Consider the following 24,628-nt stretch of genomic DNA (forward strand, 5'->3'; position numbering starts at 1 on the left):
CCTCTGCACGTAAAGGCAACACCATGAAATCGTCCCTGATCGCCGTCCTCCTCGCCGCCGGCTTTGCCGCCAGCGCGCAAGCCGCCCCCGCCACGCCATCCGCTCCTGCCGACCTGGACCTGGGCATCACCTATTACAGCCGCGTCCTGACACCGGAAGGCGTGACGCGCGAGAGCCGCTACGAAGAAAAGATGCTGCGCCGCCCCGGCCACGTGTGGGTCGAGCGCGTACTGGCGCCGTCGACCGATGCGCATGCGGGCCACAACCATGGCGACAACAAAAAAGTGGCGCTGAAAGCCACGCAGCATGAACACAAGCACTTCAATCCCGTGCTGATCCCGCGCCACGTGATGCTGGAAAAGAACACCGTGCGCGTGGAATACATCGATGCGCATGACAAGATCGTCGTCGCCATCCCCAAGGCCGAGTACGAAAACGTCAATTTCGACGGCTCCTGGGAAAACAGTTTTTACCTGCTGGATCCGAAACTGGTGGCCGCCATGCCGCTGTCGAAACAGGCATCGACCGTGACGGGCGCGCGCTGGCGCGAAGTGGAAAAGAATGGCGTGTTCCAGCGCATCCTGTGGGATGAGCAAAAACAGATTCCCCTGGTCATCGAAAGCGGCGACCGCGCGAATACCTTCTATCGCCGGGTCGACGTCAAGCTGCAGCCGACCGTCAGCAAGGCGCAGCCGTGGGCGAATTTGCAGAATTACGCGCAGCGCGAGTATTCCGACTACCTGGACTAAGCGCCAGACTAACGCCAAAAAAATCGGGACGTAAAAAAAGCCAGGGACATCCCTGGCTTTTGTCTGGCTGAGGCTAGATTACTCCGCCGCTGCCGCTTTCTTCGCCGGCGCCTTCTTGGCGGCCGGCTTTTTCACGGCCGCAGCTTTCTTCGCTGGCGCTTTCTTCACGGCAGCCTTTTTGACCGCCGTTTTCTTCGCTGGCGCCGCGCCTTCTTCGCCTTCGGCCTCAACGGCTGCCGCCTTCGTCTTAGCGCCCGGCTTGGCCTTGCGCTCTTCAAACTCGAAGCTCACCTTGCCATCCTTGCCGCGCACGAGGAAGGCCTTGAACGGACGACGGGTACGCTGGGATACGAACCCAGGCAACAGGTCCGTCTTGCCATCGTTGAGCAGTTTTGCCATTTGTTCTGGCAAGATTTCCTGCTGCAAGATGATGCGGCCGCTGCGGAAGTCGCACGTCTTCGGCTTGGCCATGCTGTGTTCGCACACATAGGCCAGGCCCATTTCGTACACGCCGGCATTGCACTTGGGGCAAGGTCCCACGGGCGTCTGGCCCGTGAAATCGACGCCTTCGCCATCTTCGCTCTCGTCGTTCTGGCCGAAATCGAATTCCAGCTTGAAGTTCTTGATCTCTTCATCGCGCACGATGCGCAGGATGGCGGCGAACGGACGGCCCATCTTCGAGCGGAAACCTTGCAGCGGGCCGATGGTACGGTCCTTCAGCAACTGCTCCACTTCGGCGATTTCGAACTGGCGCGAACCCGGCGTCTTGCTCATCGAGAATTCGCACTTGGTGCAGGCGAAACGACGGTAGTTTTCCTTCACCACGCCGCTGCAATTCGGGCATGGCGTTTCCAGGGTCGCGTAGTCGCCGGGAATCGTGTCGTTGTCGTATTCCTTGGCGCGCTTGACGATAATTTGCGTCATCTGCGCGATTTCACGCATGAATTCTTCGCGCGAAATCTTGCCTTTTTCCATCTGCGACAGCTTGTATTCCCACTCGCCCGTCAACTCCGGCGCCGTCAATTCGTTGACGCCCAGGCCTTTCAACAAGGTCATCAGCTGCGACGCCTTGGCCGTTGGGATCAGTTCGCGGCCTTCGCGGATCAGATAACGTTCCGTCAGCAAGCCCTCGATGGTGGCCGCGCGCGTCGCTGGCGTGCCGAGGCCCTTGCCAGCCATCGCATCGCGCAGCTCGTCGTCGTCGATCAATTTACCGGCGCCTTCCATGGCCGACAGCAACGTCGCTTCCGTGAAGCGCGCAGGCGGTTTCGTTACCAGGCCGTTCGCGTTGACGCTTTCCGTCTGTACTTTCTCGCCCTTGGCCACTGGCACCAGATTGCCGTTGCCATTGCTTTCCTTGTCGGCGTCCGTCGAGGCTTCCTTGCCGTAGATGGCCAGCCAGCCCGGATTGGTCATGACCTTGCCTTCAGTCTTGAACTGATGGCCGGACACTTCCGTGTAGCGCGTGGTGACCTGGAATTCCGCAGGCGGGAAGAACACGGCCATGAAGCGGCGCGTGACCAGGTCATACAATTTTTGTTCCGGCTCGGACAAATTCTTTGGCGCGATCGTCGTCGGGATGATCGCGAAGTGATCCGAGATCTTCGTGTTGTCAAAGATGCGCTTGTTCGGCTTGACCCAGCCCTTGTCGATGATCTGCTTGGCAAACTGGTGGTAATTGCTGTTTTCCTTGACCGTTTCCAGCGCCTGCAGCACGGTCGGCATGTAGTCTTCCGGCAGGTGGCGCGAATCGGTACGCGGATACGTCAATACCTTGTGCTTTTCATACAGCGCCTGGGCCAGGCCCAGGGTATTTTTAGCCGAGAAGCCGAAACGCGAGTTTGCTTCGCGCTGCAGGCTGGTCAGGTCGAACAGGCCCGGCGCCATCGAGGTGGTCGGCTTCGATTCTTCCGTGACGATGCCCTGGCGGCCGCGGCAAGCGGTGGCGATCGAATCGGCAGCCGTCTTGCTCCACAGGCGCTCGGCGCGCTTCTCGGGATCGTTCTCGTCCTTCTTGAATTTCGTGTCGAGCCAGCGGCCTTCATAGATGCCGGCCGCGCAGACGAATTCGGCGCGCACTTCCCAGAAGTCGCGCGGCACGAATTTTTTAATCTTGTCTTCGCGTTCGACCACGATGGACAGGGTTGGCGTTTGCACGCGGCCCACGGTCGTCAGGTAAAAGCCGCCTTCTTTTGAATTGAACGCCGTCATGGCGCGCGTGCCATTGATGCCGATCAACCAATCGGCTTCCGAACGGCAGCGGGCCGCATCGGCCAGCGGCAGCATTTCTTCGTCGCTGCGCAGGTGCGAGAAACCGTCGCGGATGGCGCCCGGCGTCATCGACTGCAGCCACAGGCGCTTGACCGGTTGCTTGGCTTTCGCGTTTTGCGCAATCAGGCGGAAAATCAGCTCGCCTTCGCGCCCCGCATCGCATGCGTTGATGAGGGTGGTAACGTCTTTACGTTTGATCAGCTTGTTTAATACTTTGAGACGCGCTTCCGTCTTGGCGATCGGGTTCAGCGCGAAATACGGTGGAATCATCGGCAAGTGCGCGAAACTCCATTTGCCGCGCTTCACGTCGAATTCTTCCGGTACGGCGATCTCCAGCAAGTGGCCGACCGCCGAGGACAGGACGTATTCATCCGATTCAAAGTACTCATCGTGCTTGGTGAAGCCGCCAAGCGTCTTCGCGATATCGTTCGCGACAGAAGGCTTCTCGGCGATGATGAGGGTTTTTGTCATATTTTGTGGTCTCGAAAAATGCTCTAGGATAGTTTCAGCATGCGCATCATACAGTGCATTGCCAGGCGCCGACGCTTTTGTCTGCGCAAGGCCTTGTGACTTGTGGTCTTGTCAAGCGGCCAATGATAAGCGCCTATTGAAGAATTCGGCAAGTTATCTGCAAGCAAGAATGCGCAGGCGCAAACAGAATGGTCTGGCGTGCGCGGTGCCGCAGCATATAGTAAGGGAGATGGCGCGGCAGCGGCGCCAGGTGCGGCCGGGGATGTGTAGGGACTAGTGCAGCAGGCGCGGCGGGAGATCTTCGTCGTCGACAAACAGGTCGTCGAACATCAGGGCGTCCGGTTCCTTGCCCTGGCTCCACAGCAGCATCAGCACGATGACTTTCAGCTTGCCCAGCGACACGGGCGCCTCGTCGAGCGCCAGCGCCCGTTCGATGACGATTTCGCGCTGCAAGGGCGAGAGCACTTTGGCGCTTTCCAGGAACTGGATGAAGCCGATGGCGGCCGTGCCCAGCACGTCGCTTTCCTGCTGCACATAAAAGCGCGTGCCCGTGGAACTGGCCGTCAGGGTCTGTTCGACGCCGGCCATGGCGTTCAAGTCCGTCAGCCAGACGAGCGCTTCGGAAATCTCCACGTCGTCAAAACCGACGGCCGACAGTTTGCGCGCCAGGACCGCCGGCTCGGGGCAGGCATCGGGGCGATAGTAAGTCTCGTAGAGGTACACCAGGATATCGAACATGGCTCTACTCTATCAGCTAAGTTCGCTGCGACACAAGGGTGCGCGCCGACAAAGCGCCCCCGTGCGGCAAGGCCGCCACACAAGTGCCTAGCTGTCATTTGCAGCGTTGAAACAGTCCTCCCGGCAAGCGTTCCACCCGGCCCGCCAGCTCCAGTGCCAGCAATTCGCTCATCAATTCTCCCATGGCCAGACCGCTGCGCGCGGCCAGGGTATCGGCGTCGAGGGGATCGTGGCCCAGCGCGGCCAGCAGCGGCGGTTCGTCTTCCACCGTTGGCGGCACGTGGGGAACGCCGCCCAGCCATTGCAGTTCCTGCAGCACGTCATCGGCCGACTCGACCAGCTTGGCGCCCTGCTTGATGAGTGCATGGCAACCCTTGGCCAACGTCGCATGGATGGAGCCGGGCAAGGCATACACGTCGCGTCCCTGCTCGCCGGCCAGGCGCGCCGTGATCAAGGAACCCGATTGCGCGGCCGCCTCGATCACCAGCACGCCGCGCGCCAGGCCGCTGATCAGGCGATTGCGGCGCGGAAAGTTACCTGGCATGGCCGGCAAACCCAGCGCATACTCGCTGACGATGCAGCCTTGTTCGGCGATTCTTTGCGCCAGATCAAGGTTACGTCGCGGATACACCAGATCGGCGCCCGTGCCGATCACGGCCACCGTGCCGCCCGCACCGCGCAAACCGCCCTCGTGCGCGTGCGTGTCGATGCCCAGCGCCAGCCCGGAAATAATGCTCAAGCCTGCCGCGCTGAGGGCTTGCGCGAAGGCGGCCGCATTCTGCATGCCTTGCGCGCTGGCATTGCGGCTGCCGATGATGGCCACGCCGGGACGCGACAGCAGTTCCGCCCGCCCCCGCACATATAACAAGAGCGGCGGATCGGCGATTTCCAGCAGCAACCGGGGATACGCGGCATCAGCCAGGGTCAGCACGGCGTTGCCGGGCCGCTGCAGCCATTGCAGGGTGAGTTCGAGCTGGCTGTTGGCCACCGACTTGGGCGGCTGCACGATGGCGCGCGCCACGCTGGCCGGCACCACCTCGCGCAAGGCCTCGAATGATGCGGCGAAAATGGCCGGCGGCAAGCCGAAGCGGGCCAGCAAGGCGCGCGCCGCCACGGGACCCACGCCGGGCAGGTGCTGCAGGCGCAGCCAGCCCGCCAGTTCCGTGGCCGTGTCCGCCGTCGTTGCAATTGCATGCATGACAACCTCGCTGTGTACGGTGCCATCCCATGCTAGCGCCATGGCGCGCACGCGATACCGACGCGCGCAACAATGCGTGCAATGGCCATGCAAAACGGCCCGCCGTCCACAGGGAAAGGGGCGTCTGTGATAAAATTTCCCTTTGCAGCAAACGAATAGCGCACTGGCAAACGCATCTGCCGCGCCGTTGCGCCACACGCGCCCAACCGTAGCGTACTCAAAAATAAAATAGCCCTGCCATCGTTCGCATGGCCCAGGCATGAATAATCCGGCGCACCGGCGCCCACCTTAACCAGTCGAATCCGTATGTCCATATTAAATATCCTGCGTTACCCCGATCCGCGCCTGCACACGGTCGCCAAGCCCGTCACCGAATTTGACGCGCGCCTGCAAACCCTGATCGATGACATGGCTGAAACCATGTACGACGCCCCTGGCGTCGGTCTGGCCGCGTCGCAAGTGGACGAACACATCCAGATGATGGTGATCGACACCACCGAAGAGAAAAACCAGCTGCAAGTGTTCGTCAACCCGGAAATCACCTGGGCCAGCGAAGAAAAGCAGGTCTACGACGAAGGCTGTCTGTCCGTGCCTGGCGTCTACGACGGCGTCGAGCGCCCGGCCCGCATCAAGGTGCGCGCCCAGGACCGCCACGGCAAGCAGTTCGAACTGGAAGCCGATGGCTTGCTGGCCGTCTGCATCCAGCATGAGATGGATCACTTGCTGGGCAAGGTATTCGTCGAATACCTGTCGCCGCTCAAGCGCAACCGCATCAAGACCAAGATGATCAAGGAAATCCGTGGTCTCGAGCGCGAAGCGAGCTTGCGTGCACAGAACCGCCGTTTCTAAGCTACTGCTGATAGACTAAGCAGCAACAGTAGTCGTCTTACCACGCCAGCCTGGCGCCCTCGGGCGCGGGCCTGCGCACCTCACGTCAAGGAACCATATGAAAGTGATCTTCGCAGGCACGCCTGAATTCGCCGCCACGGCCCTGAAAGACTTGCACGAAGCGGGATTCGAGATTCCGCTGGTGCTGACCCAGCCCGACCGCCCTGCCGGACGCGGCATGCAATTGCACGCCTCGGCCGTCAAGCAGTATGCCCAGCAGCACGGCATCGAGGTGCTGCAGCCCTTGTCCCTGCGCATGGACAGCAAGGACCCGCAGCGCGCCGCCGAAGCGAAAGCGGCCCACGAGCGCCTGCTGGCCACGGACTACGATGTCATGGTAGTGGCGGCCTATGGCTTGATCTTGCCGCGCAGCACGCTCGACCTCAAACCCTGCATCAATATCCACGGTTCCTTGCTGCCGCGCTGGCGCGGCGCTGCACCGATTCACCGCGCCATCGAAGCCGGTGACGATGAAACGGGCGTGACCATCATGCAGATGGAAGAAGGCCTCGATACGGGGCCCATGCTGGCCATCGAGCGCACGCCCATCGAAGCGGGCGACTCCACCGCCAGCCTGCACGACAAGCTGGCCACCCTGGGCGGCAAGATGATCGTCGAAACCCTGCGCAAGATGCAGCAGCAACCGCTCGAAGCCGTGCCGCAGCCGGAGGCGGGCGTGACCTATGCGGCAAAAATCGCCAAGGAAGAAGCGGCGCTCGACTTCAGCCTGCCGGCGCTGGAACTGGGCCTGAAAATTCGCGCCTTCAATCCGTTTCCCGGCGCCTGCGGCCAGGTCGATGGCACCACCGTCAAGATCTGGGCCGCCGAGGTAATCGAAGCGGACAGCAAGGAAGCGCCCGGCCAGGTGCTGGCGGCCGACGCCCAGCACGGCATCGTCGTCGCTTGCGGCAATGGCTCCCTGCGTCTGACGGAACTGCAAAAACCGGGCGGCAAGCGTTTGCCCGCGGCCGAGTTCATCAAGGGCTTCCCCCTCGACGGCAAACGCTTCGTTTAAGCCGGCAATCGCTACCGGCGGCACGCGCCCATGGACCAGCTGACCGCCTTGCGCGCCCTGCGCCGCGTCGTGGAACTGGGCAGTTTCACGGCCGCAGGCGCCGCGCTGGGCATATCCCACTCCATCGTCTCGCGCCAGATCCGCCAGCTGGAAAGCCAGCTGGGCGCCCAGCTGCTCAACCGCACCACGCGCCGCTTCGCCCTGACGGCCGCCGGCCAGGAATACTACCTGGCCAGCCGCGACATCCTCGACGCCCTTGACGCGGCCGACCGCGCCGTCGCCATGCACCAGGCGCAGCCGTCCGGCAGCCTGCGCATCAATGCGCCGATGGCTTTCGGCACCCTGGAACTGGCCGCCTGGCTGCCCGATTTTTCCCGCCAATACCCGCACATCCACATCGACCTGGTCTGCAATGACCGCATCGTCGACCTGATCGACGATGGCTTCGATGTGGCGCTGCGCCTGGCGCGCGGCTTGCCCGATTCCACCTTGGTGGCGCGCCAGCTGGCCAGCAGCCGCACGGTGGCCGTCGCCTCGCCCGCCTACCTGGCGCGCCATGGCCATCCGGCCACGCCGCAAGAGCTGGCGCAGCACAATTGCCTGATATACACCTCCGGCGAGAAGCCGGCGGAGTGGTCGTTCACGGATAGCGACGGCGCCGCGCACAAGGTGGCCGTGCGCGGCAGCCTGCAAGCCAATACCAGCGTCGCCTTGCGCGAGGCGGCCGTGGGCGGCATGGGGATTGCCGGCGCGGCCGCCTTCATCGTGCGCGACGCGCTGCGCAGCGGCCAGCTGGTGGAAGTGCTACCCGGCTACACCTTGCGTCCACGCACCCTGTACGCGCTGTATCCGCACAGCCGCCAGCTGTCGCCCAAGGTCAGGGCCTTCATCGATTTTGCCGTGCAACACTATCAAGATCGCCGCTGGGATTGATCACGGCTGCTGCAGCACCTTGCGCACGGCGCGGAACTGCTGCGTCAGGCCGCCGTAGCCCCAGGCCGCCTGGCGCGCGTCATGCACGTGGATGTAGCTGACGTCATGCAAGGCGCCGAGATACTCCCGCATGGCGGCGAACACGGCAGCGATATACGCGGCCTTTTCGGCGGCCGTATTCGTTTCATCGCTGATCAGGATATCGAGGAAAAAACTGGCCTTGCCTTGCGCTTGCAAGGATGGCCCGCCGACAAACCAGTGCGCCGCGTCAAGATGGCTGATCGCCACCGACGTCAGTTCGGGCGCCTTGTGCAGCAGCTGCGCCGTCAATTGGCTCAGGGTGGCGGCGATGGCGGCCGACTGGCGCGCATCGGGCGCGGTGGACAAACGCAGGTTCAGGATGGGCATGGGATGCTCCGCAAGTGGATGAAGTCCCATTCTAGGCAGGCGGGATGAGAAATGGCAGCCTGCGCCCGGCACAGGATCTGTGCAGTTTGCGCACGAATGCTGCGCACATAAAAAAAGGGCTTGCCGCGGCAAGCCCTTGTTGCATCCAGCGCCCTGGCTTAGCGGCGCTGCACCTTCATCAGGCGTGCGCCCACGGACGACGACAGGCTGACCTCGAAACGGCCGCCGGCCGGCAAGGCACTCACGTCGACGCTGGCTTTGCCACCCGTCAAGTCAGTGGCGACCACCGTCTTGCGGCCATCGGCGGCCACGTGCAGCACGGCGGCGTACGGTTCCGACTGGGCATTCCAGACCAGCGCCAGCTTGCCGCCGCTTTGTGTCGCATCGAACGTGGCATCGTTGGCGGCGACCTTGCTGCGGCGCGCCGGGCGCTCCAGCTTGGCTAAAGCCTTGCCATTTTGCAGCACTTGCACGTCGCTGATGTCGCCCGGGTTGGCGAAGCTGACGCGGAAATGGCTCATGGCGTTACCGCCATGGTCGGCCACGGAGACGGCATCGAAGGGCAAGTCGATAGTCTGCCCCGACGCCGTCAGCACGCGCAAGGTATAAGCATGGCCGCTGCCACTGGCAGCGACGCCGATGCGCACCGACGAAGCAACGGCAGGACGCAGACCCACGCCCGATGGCGTGATGCGGCCGGAAATCGTCAGATAGCCATTCTCGGCCACGGACATGCTGGCGGCCAGCACATTGCTGCCCGTAACTTGCGTGCTGCGTTTTTCCAGGAATTGCTGCACCCGCGCATAGCTGTAGTCGGAGAACCAGGCGCCGCTGCAATAGCTCATCACGTCCTTCATCGGCGTGTTGCCGTAGACTGCCTTGCTCAGTTGGCCGATGCTGCCCGCGTAGTTGCTGTTGTACAGCGCTTGCGGGCCCAGATCGCCATTGGCATACGGGTAGTCGGGAGCCGCATTGGCTGGACCGCCGCAGGCAACGTGCTGCAGCGAGTGGTTGTGGCCCAGCTCATGCACGAGCGTGGTCAGCCATAGAGGCCATTGATTGCCGAAGGGGTCGACCGCTGCGATGCGGTTGGAATGGGCATCGAGGCCGATGGCCGACGTAAAGTCGCTGCCGCTGCTGCGCTGGTTGATGTAGGCCAGGCCGGCGGCGTTGTTGACGGACATCTTCGGCACGAAACCATAATAATAGGCGCCGCTGTCTTCCAGCGCGCGCTGGTTTTCCAGCTTGCCCAGGGCATCGCTCCACCAGCTGTCGGCCGTGCTGCTGCCTGGCATGCTCAGCGCAGTGCGCGTGGTGATGCTGATATTTTCCGTCGCATACGGATACACGCGCAGCAACGCAGCACGGATTACCTCGGCGTCAGGCAGTTGCGCCACGCCATCATCGGTGCTCAAGGGCACGAGCACCAGACGAATTTTGGCCAGGCTGGCCACCACGGGCGCCGCTTCCTGGCTCACTTGCACGCCGTCATTGCCGACGGCCGTCACGCGCACGCGCACGCCGGGCAAGATCCAGCCGGAAGGCAGGACGGCACTGAAATTGCCGTTGAAACTGTCATCGTTCTTCGTCGCCGGCAAGAGCGCCGGCCCCGTCATCGCGATGCTGCCCAGATTGCTGCCATTGGCGGCCGTCGCATTCAAGGTGACAGCCGGGCTGGTCTGGCCCACTTGCGTGCCCAGCACGGACACCCGTACGGCGGCCGGCTTGCCGCGCGTCAGGCGCAAGGCCGTATTGCTGGCGTTCAAATTCAGTACTTGCGCGAAATCAATGCTGCCCAGGGTAAAGGCCGACACCGTGCCCGCATTCACGGCGATGCGCGACGCGGCCGACAGCATCACGTTGCCCGTTGCCGAGGCTGGCGCGGACAGCAGCAACTGGCTGGTGCTGGCGCTGACGATGACGGCCGGCGTATTGCCCACCGAAGCCGAGCTGACCTGGTCGAGATTGCTGCCCTGCAGCGTCACCGACAAGGTCGTGCCGTTGACGGCCGATGTGATCGACGTCACCGCCACGCTGGCCAGGACCGTGTATGCGTCGCCGCTGGCGACATCGTTGTAGGGACCGCGCACCGTCAGCGCGCCAGTCGCGGCGCCCGCAGGCACCAGCACCGTCACGCTGCTGGCCGTCTGGCTTTGCGGCGTTGCCGCCGCGCCATTGCCAAACTGCACCGCCGTCACGGCGCCCATGCCGGCGCCCGTGATCGTCACGCTGGAACCGACACCGCCCGTCGCCGGTGCGACGCTGCCCACGCTCAATGGCAGGTACACAGTGACGTTATAGCCGGTGGCCGCCGTGCCGCTGGCGCTGACCAGGCTCAAGGCGCCCGTGACGGGCACGCCCGGCATGGCCAGAGTCACGCTGGTGTCGCTGCTGGCACTGGCGGCAACGTTCACGCCACCCACCTGGAAAGCCGTCACACGGCTCAGATTCGTGCCCGTCACCACCAGGCTGCCACCGATGGCGACATTCGCCGCCGAGACGGCCGTCACGGCGGGAATCAGGACGGGCGTACCCGAGGTGGTCGCCACCACCGTGTCGCCACCACCACCGCCCCCGCCCCCGCAGGCGGACAGGCCCAGCATGACAAACAATGCTACAAGCAAATGGTTTTTCATGGCTGGCAACCATGTTGATGCAGCGCGATGCCGGGGAGGACACGAGATAAATGTGACATATTGGTGACTTTTGGTGAGAATTTAATTTCGAAGAACCAATATTATGGGTTAATTCGATTCCTAAAGACAACTATTAATGCTTTTGATTCAATTGGTTTTGATAATAATTAAAATATCTTCTTGGCAAATTTTATTTTGAGCATTATTGGCTTCACTCTGTATTGGCTTAAATCGAAATTACTTTCCTTTGCAGCTATTGCTATTCGGTTCATTAAAAATATGCTGATATGGCGCAAATAATGTGGAAATTTTTCCACAGCCTAGAGAGCAGTATCTCCCTGCCAACTTTGGCGGAAAAATTAACGTTTTGAGTAAGATTTTCAGGAATGTAATTTTCAGAAACAGGCGTGGCGGAGGGCGATGTGTTGCAATGTGTTGCAACCACGCCTGCCGTGGGGTGAACGGCCGCTTTTGCTTAAAACCAAAGCAGCCTGATGCCGTATAATTTTAGACCCGGTGAAATCAGGCGATTGCCACCTTCTGCCTGCCCTACCCGGCGGGCACTCTCCGTCAGCTGATCCTGCTGGCCGCATCCGCCTCTTGCCTGTCTTGTCGCCGCGCCGCCGCCCGTCTGCCTATTGAAAGCATGAAATGAACGATACCGTGATCCCCGCCATGTCCCCGACCGAAGCCACCTTGCGCGCCATTCTTGCGCGACGGATCATGATTCTCGACGGCGCGATGGGCACGATCATCCAGCAATACAAGCTCGACGAAGAAGCGTACCGTGGCGGCCCCGCCGGCCGCTTCATCGATTTCACCGCGCCGGCCGACAGTGGCGCGCGCGAACTGTTCGTCAAGGGCAATAACGAGCTGCTGACCCTGACGCAGCCGCACATCATCCAGGAAATCCACGAGCGCTACCTGGCGGCCGGCGCCGACCTGATCGAAACGAATACCTTCGGCGCCACGACCATCGCGCAAGACGATTACCACATGGCCCACCTGGCCTATGAAATGAATGTCCAGGCGGCAAAACTGGCGCGCGCCGCCTGCGATAAATATTCCACCCCGGACAAGCCGCGCTTCGTCGCTGGCGCCCTCGGGCCCACGCCGAAGACGGCATCGATCTCGCCGGACGTGAACGACCCGGCCGCGCGCAACGTCAGTTTCGACCAGCTGGTGGCCGCCTACCTGCAGCAGACACAGGGCCTGGTGGAAGGCGGCGCCGACGTGCTGCTGGTGGAAACCATCTTCGATACCCTCAACTGCAAGGCGGCCCTGTTCGCCATCGACCTGTTCTACGAGCAAAACCCGACCGTCGTGCGCCTGCCCTTGATGATTTCCGGCACCGTCACGGACGCGTCGGGACGCATCCTGTCGGGCCAGACCGTGCCCGCCTTCTGGAATTCCGTGCGCCACGCGAAACCGCTGACCATCGGCCTGAACTGCGCCCTGGGCGCCGCCCTGATGCGTCCCTACGCGGAAGAGCTGGCCAAGATCGCCGACACTTTCGTCTGCATCTACCCGAACGCGGGCTTGCCCAATCCCATGAGCGACACGGGCTTTGACGAGTTGCCAGCCGACACGTCCGCCCTGCTGCGCGAATTTGCCGATGCGGGCTTTTTGAACATGGCGGGCGGCTGCTGCGGCACCACGCCCGAGCACATCGCCGCCATCGGCGCGTTGCTGTCGAAAAACACGCCGCGCACCGTGCCGGCCCCATCGCACGACTTGCGTCTGGCGGGCCTGGAACCGTTCGTCGTCAATGACGAGTCGCTGTTCGTCAACGTAGGCGAGCGCACCAACGTCACGGGTTCGAAAGCGTTCGCGCGCATGATTCTCAACGAGCAATACGACGAAGCCCTGTCCGTGGCCCGCCAGCAAGTGGAAAACGGCGCGCAAGTGATCGACATCAACATGGATGAAGCGATGCTCGATTCGCTGGCCGCCATGACGCGCTTTTTGAACCTGATCGCCTCGGAACCCGATATTTCGCGCGTGCCCATCATGGTCGACTCGTCGAAATGGTCGGTCATCGAAGCGGGCCTGAAATGCGTGCAGGGCAAGGCCATCGTCAACTCGATTTCCATGAAGGAAGGCGAAGAGGAATTCCTGCGCCAGGCAAAACTGTGCCGCCGCTATGGCGCGGCCGTGATCGTCATGGCCTTCGATGAGAAGGGCCAGGCCGATACCTTCGAGCGCAAGATCGAGATTTGCGCGCGCGCGTATCACCTGCTGATCGATGCGCTGGACTTCCCGCCGGAAGACATCATTTTCGACCCGAACATCTTTGCCGTCGCCACCGGCATCGAAGAGCACAATAATTACGCCGTCGACTTCATCAACGCCACGCGCTGGATCAAGGAAAACTTGCCGTACGCGAAGATCTCGGGCGGCGTGTCGAACGTGTCGTTCAGTTTCCGCGGCAACGATCCCGCCCGCGAAGCCATCCACACGGTCTTCCTGTACCACGCCATCAAGGCCGGCATGACCATGGGCATCGTCAACGCCGGCATGGTGGGCGTGTACGACAACCTGGACCCGGAATTGCGCGAGCGCGTGGAAGACGTGGTGTTGAACCGCCGCGAAGACTCGACCGAACGCATGATCGAATTTGCCGGCACCCTGAAGGCGGGCGGCAAGGCCGAAGCGCAAACCCTGGCCTGGCGCGAAGGCACGGTGCAGGCGCGCCTGTCGCACGCGCTGGTGCATGGCATCACGCAATTCATCGTGGAAGACACGGAAGAAGCGCGCCAGGAACTGTTGCACAATGGCGGGCGCCCGATCCACGTGATCGAAGGCCCCTTGATGGCGGGCATGGACGTGGTCGGCGACCTGTTTGGGCAGGGCAAGATGTTTTTGCCGCAAGTGGTGAAATCGGCGCGCGTGATGAAACAGGCCGTGGCCCACTTGATTCCGTTTATCGAGGAAGAAAAGCTGCTGGAAGAAAAGCGCACGGGCATCGTCGCCAAGCCGAAAGGCAAGATCATCATGGCGACCGTCAAAGGCGACGTGCATGACATCGGCAAGAACATCGTCACCGTCGTTCTGCAGTGCAATAACTTCGAAGTGGTGAACATGGGCGTGATGGTGCCGTGCTCGGAAATCCTGGCCCGCGCCAAGGTGGAAAACGCGGACATCATTGGTCTGTCTGGCCTGATCACGCCGTCCCTGGAAGAAATGGCGTATGTCGCCAAGGAAATGCAGCGCGACGAACATTTCCGCATGCTCAAGATTCCCCTGCTGATCGGCGGCGCCACCACCAGCCGCGCCCACACGGCAGTGAAAATCGCGCACAACTATGAAGGCCCCGTGATCTACGTGCCGGACGCCTCGCGTTCCGTGTCCGTGGCGCAATCGCTGTTGACGCCGGAACAGCGCGACAAGTACGTGGAAGACATCGAACTCGACTACGCGCGCATCCGCGAACAGCACGCCAACAAGAAGGCCCTGCCCATCCTGCCGCTGGCGCAAGCGCGTGCCAACAAGATGGTCGTGCCCTTCGACGGCGCCTGCACGCCCGTGAAACCGAAGTTCATCGGCCGCCGCCTGTTTAAAAATGTCGACCTGGCAACGCTGGCCAACTATATCGACTGGGGCCCGTTCTTCCAGACCTGGGACCTGGCCGGCCCCTTCCCCGCCATTTTGACGGATGAAGTGGTGGGCGACGCGGCCACCAAGGTGTACGCGGAAGGCCAGGCCTTGCTGAAAAAACTCATCGACGGACGCTGGCTGACGGCCAATGGCGTCGTGTCCTTGCTGCCGGCCAACAGCGTCAATGACGACGATATCGAGGTGTACACGGACGATACGCGCAGTAGCGTGGCGTTCACCTACTACGGCATGCGCCAGCAGGGCGTCAAACCCGTGGTCGACGGCGTGCAGCGTCCAAACCAGTGCCTGGCCGATTTCATTGCGCCGAAGGCATCGGGCGTGAAGGATTACATCGGCATGTTCGCCGTCACGTCCGGCCTGGGCATTGAAAAGTACGAAAAACGCTTCGAGGATGCGCACGACGATTACTCGTCCATCATGCTCAAATCGCTGGCCGACCGCCTGGCCGAAGCATTCGCCGAATACCTGCACGAGCGCGTGCGCAAGGATTTGTGGGGCTATGTGCCGGACGAGCACCTGGGCAACGACGACATGATCGCCGAGAAATATGTCGGCATCCGCCCGGCGCCAGGCTACCCCGCGTGCCCCGAGCACACGGTCAAGAAACAGATGTTCGAGGTCATGCAGGCCGAGGAAATCGGCATGCAGCTGACGGAATCGTACGCCATGTTCCCCGGCGCGGCCGTGTCCGGCTTCTATTTTGCCCACCCGGAGTCGAAATACTTCGTCGTCGGCAAGATCGGCATGGACCAGGTGGAAGACATGGCCAAGCGCCGTGGCGCCAATATCGAGGACGTAGAACGCTGGCTGTCGCCGAACCTGTCATAAGCGGTGAGAAGGCGCGCGGAACTTTTCGCGCGCCGCAGCGCACTAACGCAGTATGCCGGCCGGCATGCTGCATGCCCGCTCCGGCCCGTTCTCAATTGGCAAGGAGGTAATATGGCAAGCAACTTCAAACTGAAACGCTGGCAGGATCAGGTGATCCTGTTGCTGGGCCTATGGCTCGTCGTCTCGCCCTGGGCCTTTTCCTACCCCGAGGGGTCACCGCAGATGATCAACGCCTTTGTCTCGGGCCTGGTGATCGCCGGTCTGGCCGCCTTCGACCTGTACAAGACCTATTTCTGGGCCGTCGTCGTCAACCTGCTGGTGGGCGTGTGGGTGGCGGCCTCGCCATGGGTGCTGCGGCTGGCCGATCAGCCCGTCGTCATGTGGAACGAGCTGATCGTCGGTATCGCCGTCGTCGTGCTGGCCCTGTGGGAACTGCGCACCGACCCCGAGCTGCACAAGCACTGGCCAGGCGCCGCGGCGTAGTGGCGTAAAAAAGCCCTGTCACGGCGACGCCGTGCAGGGCTGTTTTTTGGACGGGTCGCGTAGGTCGGATTAGCGCTTGCGCGTAATCCGACACCACAGTCATCGCCAACAATGTTGTGGGATTACGCGTGGCCTGGCGGCCGCGCTAATCCGACCTACAGTGCGTAGCGGACGACGTTATCGCTCCATTCGTAGGCGGCCATTTCCAGCTCCACCAGGTCGTCCGGCGACATGGCCAGGTCGCGCAGGGTTGGCACGATCTCGCCTTCCATGTCTTCGATGCGCTCGATGCATTCGGCCAGGCGCAGCAGGTCGCCGTAGAAGCCTTCGCGCGACAGCAGCGCTTCGGCCACTTCGTCGATGACTTCGATCTGGCTGAGGATTTCCGACATCGGCACGCCGAACAGGGTATCCATCAGGGACATGATGCCGACCGTAAAGGCGATATCGGCCGAATGGGCGTGGTTGGGGCGCAGTTTATGCGCAAGCAATTCCAGCAAACGGCCGCGCGTGGTGGCCAGCATCAGCAGCGGCGTCATGCTATGGCCGCGCTTGCTTGGTTCCGCATACAGCATGATTTGCAGCCAGCGCTGCAATTGGCGGCGGCCCAGCACGGTCACGGCCTGGCTCAGCGAATCGATGCGCTGGCGCGCGCCTACGGCCGGCGTATTGACCAGGCGCAGCAGATTCAGGGCCAGCGACACGTCGCGCTTGATGGCGCGCTCGATATCCATATTGTCGGCGTCGGACGTCACCAGTGTCATCAGTTCCATGACGGCCAGTTGCGACGGCGACAGCTTCTTGCCCGTCATGATGGCGGGCTTGGCAAAGTAATAGCCCTGGAAGTAATCGAAGCCCAGGTCCAGGCCCGATTTGAATTCTTCGCGCGTCTCGACCTTCTCCGCCACCAGTTTCTTGTTTTCCTGCTTGAAACGAGGCGCCAGGGTCGCCAGCACTTTCGGGTCGACCTTGCTCATGTCCATCTTGACGTACTGCACCAGCGGCAGCAGTTCCTGCACTTGCGCCGTGTCAGAGACGACGTTTTCCAGCGCAAAGGTGAAGCCATGGCCCACCAGTTCACTGATGCGCGCGCGCACTTCCGGCGTGACGGGCATCGATTCGACGATTTCCAGCACGACTTTTTCACGCGGCAGGAACACGAAGATGTCGCTCATGATCACGTCGGCATCGACGTTGACGAAACCGAGCGCGTCGCCGATGACCTTTTCCATGCCCAGCTGGGAAGCGTGGGCGATGACGGATGCCGTGGCGGACAGGTCGCTGGTAATATTGGCGGGACCGACCGGAGCGTTGCGGAATAGCAACTCATAGCCAAACAGGGCTTGATTGCGGTCAAGGATAGGTTGTCGCCCCAGATAAAACTCGCGCACGCGCAAGGGTTTCGGGGTGATGTCGTTGCTGGAAATATCGATCATTAACTCTTCATCAATCACGTCGAGTGACACCGGCCGCGCCGCGCCCGCATCAAGGTTCACTATTGACAATACTTTAGCTGAATTCCGCCCGCGCTGTGGGTATTTTGGCAGCAATCCAGTTTATTGTCGTCAACAAATTAGGGCACTGGCGTGTCTTGCACCATCCCGTCGACAAATAATTTCAACTCGCCCGGCGCAAACGCCGTCCATTGCTCATTTGTCGTCAGCGGCTGGGTAACGATCACGGCCACTCTGTCCTGCGGTGTCGTGACCTGGGAAAAGTCCACGCTCAGGTCTTCATCGGAGAGTTTAGCAGTTGGGAACGGATGTTGTCGCACCAGATAGTGCAAGCTGGTCGAGCAATGGGCAAACAGCGCCTCGCCGCTCGACAGCATCATGTTGAAGGTGCCGTGGGCAGCGATGCTGGGCAACAACTCCCCCAGGGCCGCATGCAGTTGCGGCAAGGCCGGCGGGGCGTCGCCAAAGCGCGCGTGCAGTTCCTGCAGCAGGTAGCAGAAAGCCAGCTCGCTGTCGGTGCAGCCGACGGGACGGTAACTGCCCGTCAGCACGGGGTGGAATTCCTTCAAATCGCCATTGTGGGCGAAGACCCAGTAGCGGCCCCACAGTTCGCGCACGAAGGGGTGGCAGTTTTCCAGCGCGACCTGGCCTTGCGTGGCCTTGCGGATATGCGCGATGACGTTGCGCGACTTGATCGGGTAGCGTTTGATCAGTTCGGCCACGGGCGAGGCGATGGCCGCCTGGTGGTCGACGAAATGGCGCACGCCGGCGCCCTCAAAAAAGGCGATGCCCCAGCCGTCATGGTGGGTATCGGTATGGCCGCCGCGCATGGCGAAGCCGGTAAAACTAAAGACAATGTCCGTGGGGACATTGCAATTCATTCCGAGAAGTTGGCACATGGTCTGTTTGCAGCGGGATAACACGGCCACCATACCACGCCGCCTGGCGGATTGGTATGGCGGCGATGGCCATCCGATCAGTGCAACAGCACGGGCTGGCTCATGAGGGAATCGTAGCTGCCCAGGAATTCATCGATCTCTTCCATGCTCGGTTCGCTGGCGATCAGCTCCGTGACGTCGCGGCGAAAGTTTTGCGCCAGGATGCCGGCGATAAACGTCTCGCGTTTGCCCCCCTTGTCGACGATTTCATAGCCGCCAAAGCGCAGGGCTTCCAGGTCGCCGTCGATGCCGAATTCCACGACGCTGTATTGTTCGCTGTTATAGATCAGGTTCATTTTGCATCCTTCGCTCAAGCAGGAGAAGCTCCTGCGGTGTCAGGACAGAGGTGGGGTTCACACGCCGCCATTTCAAGCGGCCAGGCCACCCTGCGGGCTACAGAGTTGTAACGAGATGCAAACTGCGACTGCGGTAAGTCGATCGAAAAATCGTCAGGCAACGACGATGTCCGCTTGCAGCGCCAGCAAGGCATCGTAGGGACTGGCGGTGAGCCAGGTGCGCAATTGTTCGATGTGCGTGGCGTCGGCCAGGCTGATGAACAAGTGCGCGGGTGGATGGCGCAGCAGACGATTCAATGTTACACGCAATACGAGATTGCCGCTGCAGCACAGGCAACCGGGTGCGATGCGCAACAGTTGCAAGGGAAATGATGGAGAAGGGGAAACTTGCTCGGCCAAGTCGGCCAGGATGCCGTTGCCATCGGCAAGGCCTTCGAGGATCACGGCGGCCGGCTGGTTCGGCGGCAAGGCTTGCGCGATGGCAGCCTCGCGCCCGGCGGCGCGTCCACCGCTGACCAGGGTCAGCGGCGTCGGACGCCGCACGGCTGCCGTCACAGGCTTTTCTTGGCCAGCTTGCCCGGTTCGACGCCCAGCTGTTTCAGCTTGCGGTACAAATGGGTGCGCTCCAGGCCCGTTTTTTCCGCCACGCGGGTCATGCTGCCGCCTTCGCGACCCAGGTGGTGTTCGAAATACATGCGCTCGAACGCGTCGCGCGCCTCGCGCAGGGGCAAGTCGAACGACAGGTTGTAGCCATGGCCTTCGGCCACCGCCGGGACGGCGATGCCTGGGCGCACCATCAGCTGTTGCGGCGCGCTGCCGCCAAAGCTGGGCACGGGATGGCTGCTTTCCTCGGCCACCACGGGCGCCACGGGACGCGCTGCCACGCTCGGCGCGCGCACGGTTTCCTGGGCCCGCGTCAAGCCTTGCTGCACCGCCTTCAGCAGTTTTTGCAGGGCAATCGGTTTTTCCAGGAAGTTCATGGCGCCGATGCGCGTCGCCTCGACCGCCGTATCGATGGTGGCGTGGCCCGACATCATGATCACCGGCATGGTCAGCAAACCGTCGCGCTGCCATTCCTTGAGCAAGGTGACGCCATCGGTGTCGGGCATCCAGATATCCAGCAATACCAGATCCGGCGCACCGGCGGCACGCGCTTCGCGAGCCTGCTGCGCATTTTCGGCCAGCTGGATAGCATGTCCTTCGTCGCCCAAAATTTCCGAGAGCAACTCACGGATACCCATTTCATCATCCACTACGAGTATGTTTGCCATTCGTGTCTTGCCTTCCTCATTTCGCCGGCCGTCGCGCACAAGATGCACACGGCGGACAACTATGATTTTATTAGTGTTTTAAATACTAAACCAGACCCTCACGCCAGGAATTCCTGGGCAGGAGTGTCGGGAGCTAACTTTAACAGCAAAATGACCACCGAAGCGCCATTGCCGTCGACCCGGTTCTCGATATCGATGCGTCCGCCGTGTTCATCGATAATTTTCTTGACCATCGCCAGGCCCAATCCCGTGCCGCGCGCCTTCGAGGTCACGTAGGGCTCGAAGGCCCGTGCCAGGATTTTTGGCGCGAAACCAGGGCCATTGTCGCTGATGGCCAGCCGCACGGCGATATTCACGCCGCCGTCCGCACTGCGATAATGAATTGCTTCCGTCCTTACGTCAATCCGCGGATGCGGCGAGTCCGGCGGCAAGTCGGCCATCGCGTCCTGCGCATTCTGCAGCAGGTTATGGATCACCTGGCGCAACTGGGTCGGATCGCCCATCACCATCGGCAGATTCGGCGCCAGCAGCGGGTGGATGATGTCGCCATCGTCGCCGCGCAGGTACAGGTTCAGGATTTCCTCGATCAGCTCGTTCAGGCGCAGCGGCGTGAGCACGGCCGGCGGCGTGCGCGCATAGTCGCGGAAGTCGTCGACCATGCGCTTCATCGCATCGACCTGCTTGACGATGGTGGTGGTGGCACGGTTGAGCAGGTCGGCATCGAGTTGCTCCAGCTTGCCTTCGAGCTTCATCTGCAGGCGCTCGGCCGATAGCTGGATCGGCGTGAGCGGATTCTTGATTTCATGCGCCAGGCGGCGCGCCACCTCGCCCCAGGCGATCGAGCGCTGCGCGGAAATCACGTCGGAAATATCATCGAAGACGACGATGTAGCCGCTGCCGGACTCCAGCGGCAGGCGCGAGCCGCGCGCCAGCAAGGTGATGTCATGCTCGTCGGCACTACTGCCCAGGCGGCGCGGAATCTCGATCTGCCGCTGCCAGTGCAATCGCTGCTGGTTGCGGCCCGACGCCGATTGCGCGCTTTGCGCCGTGAAGGCGCTGATGATGGCGCCGCCAAACTCTTCCATTCCAACAATATGCGCCAGCGGCTGGCCCACCATGCTCATGCCCGAATGCTGCAGGATGCGCTCGACCGATTCATTGCAGGTCACCAGTTTGAAGTCGCCGTCGAGCACCATCACGCCGGCCGACATGTTCGCCAGCACCGATTCCAGGTGGGCCTTGGCGTTTTGCAAGGCGGCGCGGTTGCTTTCCACAGCCGTGCGCGCATCGAGCAACTGGCGCGTCATGATATTGAACGACTGCGTCAAGGTGCCCAGTTCATCCTTGGTGGCAACGATGGGACGCGGCGACAGGTCGCCCTCGGCCACGGCGCGCGTGCCTTCGGCCAGCAGCAGCAGGGGCTGGGCCAGGTTGCCCGCGATCAGGAAAGCGCTGCCGATGGCGCCAAAGATGGCCAGCAGCAAGGTCAGGGTGAGGATTTCCATGTACATCTTGCGCAAGCCCACGCGCGCGACGAAACGTTCCTTGTATTCGCTGTAGGCGGCGCGCAGCACTTCGCCATTCGTCGCCAGCTTGGGCGGCACCGATTGCAGCAGTTGCAAATAGCGGGGCGAAACGGACGGTCCCGGCACGGCTACCAGCACGCGCAGGCGCAGGCTGGCCGCCGTTTCCAGCGACGCTGGCAGGCCCGAGCGGAAACCACCGCCACCCGATTCCGCGCCATCATCGTGCAACTCCAGTCCCCCTTCGGCCGAGGCATAGCCGGCCGGCAAGGCCGCCTGCACCAGCATGGCCGGCGTCGGCAAGTCGGCCGCGCTGTGCGGCCCGGCGCTGGCCAGCAGCACGCCGTCGCCGCTGACGAGCATGGCATTTTGCATGCCCTCTTCGCGCAGCAGGCTGGTCAGCACGGCAGGGCCGGCCACCGGGTCGGCACCCATTTCTTCGACGGCCTTGCGGCCCCGGTGGTCGAGCTCGACCAAGGCCGCGTCGAGGCCGGCACGGCCCAGCTCAATCCCCGATTCCAGCGCCGCTTCGATCTTGACGTTGAACCAGGATTCGATCGAGTGGGAAACAAATTGCACTGACACAAGGAAAATCACCAGGCCCGGCAGGATGCCGACGGCGGCGAACAGCATCACCAGGCGCGTCATCAGCTTGGAGCCGAACTTGCCGCTCTTGTAGCGCGCGTACAGGCGGGCCAGGGAAATGCCCACCAGCGCCAGCAGCGACACGGCGACGGCCGCGTTCAGGCCCAGCAGCCAGGTGTAGTAACGGTCGAAAAAGCCGGAATTGTCGGAAGCCGACGCCAGCAGGAACAGCAGGATACTGACAATGCCGCCGCCCACCACCAGCAGATAGCGCAATGCTTGACTCACTACTCCGCCGTATACAAGAAGGTTTTTTTATTCGAAGCCAGGCGCCAGTCGCTGTTATTGAAGGCATTGACCTGTATCGGCTTGGGCAGGTAGTCGCGGTCCATGCCCATGCGCAAGGTGACGTTATACGTCTGCCCCACTTTCAGCTCGCCGCGCCGCGCCACCAGCCAGCGGCTGGGACGGCGGATCAGGAACAGCGCATCGTCGAGCGTGGGGAAGCTTTGCTGCAAGCCGACGCCCGACACATGATACTGGCGCGTGAGCACGTTGTAAGACAGCTTGCTGGTCTGGCGCGCCACGATGGCTTTTTCATCGAACCAGTACCAGCGGGGCCGGGTCAGTTCGATTTCGGTCGTGAAATACAGCGGTACGCCATGCTGTACCGCGTCATCGAGGTCGTGATTGAGCTCGAAGGAATACGTGGCGGCCAGCTTGTAGCCCTCTTCGCCCGACTCGATGTAGGCACGGGTGATGTCGACCATGTCGGCGGCATGCGCGCGTGGCATGGTACATGCCAGCATCAGCAGCAGGGCCAGGAGTCGGAAGAGTCGTGTTGTCACAAGTGTGCCGGTGTAGTCCGTAGGATAAGGTTCGACGAATCGCTCAAGCCGCATTTTTTTGGAAGAGCGCATAGAACAAACCGTCGTGGTCCTGCTCCGCGCTGCCAGTCGGCAACAGCTGGCCAGGCGCTGTCAATCGGGTTGCATTATTGCGTACCGCAAATGCCGCCGCCTGTGCCTCGGATTCTTGCGGCCACAATGAACATGTCACGAACAGCAATTTACCATCGGGGCGCAGCATCTGCCACAGGTTGTCCAGAATTTTGGATGAAAGTGTTGCAAGTTGGAACGCATCGCCCTTGCGGCGCAACCAGCGAATGTCCGGATGGCGGCGCACGATGCCCGAGGCCGTGCACGGCACGTCGGCCAGGATGCGGTCGTACTGCTGGCCGTCCCACCACGCGCTCGATTGCGCATCCTGCGCCTTCAGGGTGGCGTCCAGACCCAGGCGCTCGAGGTTTTCCGCGATGCGCGGCAGGCGCTTGGCGTCCGCGTCGATGGCCGTCACGTGCACGTCGGCCAGTTCCAGGATGTGGCACGTCTTGCCGCCAGGTGCCGCGCAGGCGTCCAGCACGCGCATGCCATCGTGCAAGTCCAGCAGCGGCGCGGCCAGTTGCGCGCCAGCATCTTGTACGGAAACGACGCCCTGCTCGAAGCCGGGGATCTGGGCCACGCCGATCGGCTTGTCCAGGCGCACGGCGAACGGTCCCACCTGGCGCGCGGCAATGCCCGCCTCGGCCAGCACGGCCAGGTACGCTTCGACCGTGCTCTTGCGGCGGTTCACGCGCAAGGTCAACGGCGGCACAGCATTGCCGGCCGTCAAAATGGCTTGCCAGTCGCGGGGATAGGCCAGGCGCAGCGAGTCGATCCACCACTGCGGATAATTCCATTGCGCCAAAGGCTGCTGCAGGGCCGCTTCCAGCAAGGATTTGCGCTCGCGCAAGAAACGGCGCAAGACGGCATTGACCATGCCCTTGGCGTGCGCCAGGTCAGGGTGCGAGGTGGCCACCGTGACAGCCTGGTCCACAACGGTAAATTCTTCGTACGGCTGTTCGCCCGGCTCGGCCGACATCAGGGACAGCGCACAGCACAGCAGCGCGGCCAGCATCGGCGGCTCGGGCGCCTTCGACGTCATCAGGCCGACCAGGGTTTCGCTGCGGCCCAGCTGGCGCATGGTGCGATAGGAAATATCCTGGATCGCGCCGCGCGCCTGCGGGCTGGCGTTCGATTGCATAAACACCTTGGCCAGCGCCTGCGGCAGGGCCGTGCCCGTGCGCACTTGCGCCACGGCATTGGCCGCGCCCAGCAGGCAAAATGCCAGCGAGTCGGCACGCAAATCGGGTTGGAAGCCTGGCTGCAAGACCGGTTTCAGGTCGGGATGGTAGCTGGGACGCAGTTTCGGTGCGGCAGGCGCCTGGCCTGGCGCCGGCTTGGTTTTCAATTTCAGCGTGGGGCGCTTGTTCATAGTTATCCGGTG

At 62.1% G+C, this 24,628-nt stretch carries 19 protein-coding genes; 6 read left to right on the forward strand and 13 right to left on the reverse strand.

The annotated features are described in order from the left end of the window. Nucleotides 1–23 precede the first annotated feature (23 nt). Nucleotides 24–749, forward strand: a complete 726-nt coding sequence (locus KO539_RS22760; protein ID WP_219311890.1) for a hypothetical protein — start codon at nt 24–26, stop codon at nt 747–749. Nucleotides 750–827: 78 nt separating this feature from the next. Here the strand turns inward: KO539_RS22760 and KO539_RS22765 are convergent, their stop codons facing one another. The 3 genes from KO539_RS22765 to dprA form a co-directional block, all read right to left on the reverse strand. After that, entirely contained in the window at nt 828–3,491 is a 2,664-nt protein-coding gene (locus KO539_RS22765; protein WP_035824548.1) for a DNA topoisomerase III, read from the reverse strand. 273 nt (nt 3,492–3,764) lie between these two features. After that, nucleotides 3,765–4,229, reverse strand: coding sequence for a DUF494 family protein (locus tag KO539_RS22770; RefSeq protein ID WP_034749287.1), 465 nt, complete (start codon nt 4,227–4,229; stop codon nt 3,765–3,767). A gap of 94 nt (nt 4,230–4,323) precedes the next feature. Continuing rightward, nucleotides 4,324–5,427 (reverse strand): DNA-processing protein DprA, encoded by a 1,104-nt coding sequence (dprA, locus tag KO539_RS22775; protein ID WP_219311892.1) that lies wholly within the window; start codon nt 5,425–5,427, stop codon nt 4,324–4,326. Between the two features lie 306 nt (nt 5,428–5,733). Between dprA and def the strand changes: the two genes are divergently transcribed. The 3 genes from def to KO539_RS22790 all read left to right on the forward strand — a co-directional run bounded on the left by def (nt 5,734) and on the right by KO539_RS22790 (nt 8,263). After that, on the forward strand, nt 5,734–6,276 hold the full coding sequence (gene def, locus KO539_RS22780; protein WP_099403342.1) for a peptide deformylase: 543 nt from the start codon (nt 5,734–5,736) through the stop codon (nt 6,274–6,276). 97 nt (nt 6,277–6,373) lie between these two features. After that, entirely contained in the window at nt 6,374–7,330 is a 957-nt protein-coding gene (gene fmt, locus KO539_RS22785) for a methionyl-tRNA formyltransferase (protein ID WP_219311894.1), read from the forward strand. A gap of 30 nt (nt 7,331–7,360) precedes the next feature. Next, nucleotides 7,361–8,263, forward strand: coding sequence for a LysR family transcriptional regulator (locus KO539_RS22790; RefSeq protein ID WP_219311895.1), 903 nt, complete (start codon nt 7,361–7,363; stop codon nt 8,261–8,263). Here the strand turns inward: KO539_RS22790 and KO539_RS22795 are convergent, their stop codons facing one another. Next, nucleotides 8,264–8,671: a 4-oxalocrotonate tautomerase family protein gene (locus KO539_RS22795; protein WP_176389135.1), complete on the reverse strand. Its 408-nt coding sequence runs from the start codon at nt 8,669–8,671 to the stop codon at nt 8,264–8,266. Nucleotides 8,672–8,829: 158 nt separating this feature from the next. Continuing rightward, entirely contained in the window at nt 8,830–11,295 is a 2,466-nt protein-coding gene (locus KO539_RS22800) for an IPT/TIG domain-containing protein (protein WP_219311897.1), read from the reverse strand. Nucleotides 11,296–11,982: 687 nt separating this feature from the next. Between KO539_RS22800 and metH the strand changes: the two genes are divergently transcribed. After that, the gene (gene metH, locus KO539_RS22805) at nt 11,983–15,753 is read left to right on the forward strand and encodes a methionine synthase (RefSeq protein WP_219311975.1); all 3,771 of its coding nucleotides are present in this window, start codon (nt 11,983–11,985) and stop codon (nt 15,751–15,753) included. A 111-nt stretch (nt 15,754–15,864) separates the two neighbouring features. Continuing rightward, complete coding sequence (locus tag KO539_RS22810) at nt 15,865–16,236, forward strand: SPW repeat protein (RefSeq protein ID WP_099403347.1); 372 nt, start codon at nt 15,865–15,867, stop codon at nt 16,234–16,236. 155 nt (nt 16,237–16,391) lie between these two features. On the opposite strand, the gene KO539_RS22815 is transcribed toward KO539_RS22810, so the two are convergent. The 8 genes from KO539_RS22815 to rsmB all read right to left on the reverse strand — a co-directional run bounded on the left by KO539_RS22815 (nt 16,392) and on the right by rsmB (nt 24,616). Beyond that, a complete protein-coding gene (locus KO539_RS22815) occupies nt 16,392–17,672 on the reverse strand; it encodes an EAL and HDOD domain-containing protein (protein ID WP_219311899.1) in 1,281 nt (426 codons plus the stop codon). Between the two features lie 137 nt (nt 17,673–17,809). Further along, entirely contained in the window at nt 17,810–18,589 is a 780-nt protein-coding gene (locus KO539_RS22820) for a class II glutamine amidotransferase (protein WP_081922850.1), read from the reverse strand. Between the two features lie 77 nt (nt 18,590–18,666). After that, complete coding sequence (locus KO539_RS22825) at nt 18,667–18,924, reverse strand: DUF3567 domain-containing protein (RefSeq protein ID WP_035824528.1); 258 nt, start codon at nt 18,922–18,924, stop codon at nt 18,667–18,669. A 153-nt stretch (nt 18,925–19,077) separates the two neighbouring features. After that, a complete protein-coding gene (locus KO539_RS22830) occupies nt 19,078–19,479 on the reverse strand; it encodes a GTPase (RefSeq protein WP_219311901.1) in 402 nt (133 codons plus the stop codon). After that, nucleotides 19,476–20,195 (reverse strand): response regulator, encoded by a 720-nt coding sequence (locus tag KO539_RS22835; protein WP_035824525.1) that lies wholly within the window; start codon nt 20,193–20,195, stop codon nt 19,476–19,478. The genes KO539_RS22830 and KO539_RS22835 overlap by 4 nt, the downstream gene beginning before the upstream one ends. Nucleotides 20,196–20,293: 98 nt before the next feature. After that, on the reverse strand, nt 20,294–22,591 hold the full coding sequence (locus KO539_RS22840) for a PAS domain-containing sensor histidine kinase (RefSeq protein ID WP_099403349.1): 2,298 nt from the start codon (nt 22,589–22,591) through the stop codon (nt 20,294–20,296). Then, nucleotides 22,591–23,097: a DUF4390 domain-containing protein gene (locus KO539_RS22845; RefSeq protein ID WP_225243733.1), complete on the reverse strand. Its 507-nt coding sequence runs from the start codon at nt 23,095–23,097 to the stop codon at nt 22,591–22,593. The genes KO539_RS22840 and KO539_RS22845 overlap by 1 nt, the downstream gene beginning before the upstream one ends. Before the next feature lie 97 nt (nt 23,098–23,194). Next, nucleotides 23,195–24,616: a 16S rRNA (cytosine(967)-C(5))-methyltransferase RsmB gene (gene rsmB / locus KO539_RS22850; RefSeq protein WP_219311903.1), complete on the reverse strand. Its 1,422-nt coding sequence runs from the start codon at nt 24,614–24,616 to the stop codon at nt 23,195–23,197. Nucleotides 24,617–24,628 lie beyond the last annotated feature (12 nt).

Origin of the sequence: Janthinobacterium sp. NKUCC06_STL, from assembly GCF_019345455.1 — a bacterium.
Classification (GTDB): Bacteria; Pseudomonadota; Gammaproteobacteria; order Burkholderiales; family Burkholderiaceae_D; genus Janthinobacterium; species Janthinobacterium rivuli.

What these genes read in the sequence shown, in the direction of transcription:
- KO539_RS22770 (WP_034749287.1), bottom strand. Translation starts at nt 4,229, where the DNA reads ATGTTCGATATCCTGGTGTACCTCTACGAGACTTACTATCGCCCCGAT.
- metH (WP_219311975.1), top strand. Translation starts at nt 11,983, where the DNA reads ATGTCCCCGACCGAAGCCACCTTGCGCGCCATTCTTGCGCGACGGATC.
- KO539_RS22765 (WP_035824548.1), bottom strand. Translation starts at nt 3,491, where the DNA reads ATGACAAAAACCCTCATCATCGCCGAGAAGCCTTCTGTCGCGAACGAT.
- fmt (WP_219311894.1), top strand. Translation starts at nt 6,374, where the DNA reads ATGAAAGTGATCTTCGCAGGCACGCCTGAATTCGCCGCCACGGCCCTG.
- dprA (WP_219311892.1), bottom strand. Translation starts at nt 5,427, where the DNA reads ATGCATGCAATTGCAACGACGGCGGACACGGCCACGGAACTGGCGGGC.
- KO539_RS22820 (WP_081922850.1), bottom strand. Translation starts at nt 18,589, where the DNA reads ATGTGCCAACTTCTCGGAATGAATTGCAATGTCCCCACGGACATTGTC.
- KO539_RS22835 (WP_035824525.1), bottom strand. Translation starts at nt 20,195, where the DNA reads ATGGCAAACATACTCGTAGTGGATGATGAAATGGGTATCCGTGAGTTG.
- KO539_RS22790 (WP_219311895.1), top strand. Translation starts at nt 7,361, where the DNA reads ATGGACCAGCTGACCGCCTTGCGCGCCCTGCGCCGCGTCGTGGAACTG.
- KO539_RS22815 (WP_219311899.1), bottom strand. Translation starts at nt 17,672, where the DNA reads ATGATCGATATTTCCAGCAACGACATCACCCCGAAACCCTTGCGCGTG.
- KO539_RS22760 (WP_219311890.1), top strand. Translation starts at nt 24, where the DNA reads ATGAAATCGTCCCTGATCGCCGTCCTCCTCGCCGCCGGCTTTGCCGCC.
- def (WP_099403342.1), top strand. Translation starts at nt 5,734, where the DNA reads ATGTCCATATTAAATATCCTGCGTTACCCCGATCCGCGCCTGCACACG.
- KO539_RS22825 (WP_035824528.1), bottom strand. Translation starts at nt 18,924, where the DNA reads ATGAACCTGATCTATAACAGCGAACAATACAGCGTCGTGGAATTCGGC.
- KO539_RS22795 (WP_176389135.1), bottom strand. Translation starts at nt 8,671, where the DNA reads ATGCCCATCCTGAACCTGCGTTTGTCCACCGCGCCCGATGCGCGCCAG.
- KO539_RS22845 (WP_225243733.1), bottom strand. Translation starts at nt 23,097, where the DNA reads ATGCCACGCGCGCATGCCGCCGACATGGTCGACATCACCCGTGCCTAC.
- KO539_RS22810 (WP_099403347.1), top strand. Translation starts at nt 15,865, where the DNA reads ATGGCAAGCAACTTCAAACTGAAACGCTGGCAGGATCAGGTGATCCTG.
- rsmB (WP_219311903.1), bottom strand. Translation starts at nt 24,616, where the DNA reads ATGAACAAGCGCCCCACGCTGAAATTGAAAACCAAGCCGGCGCCAGGC.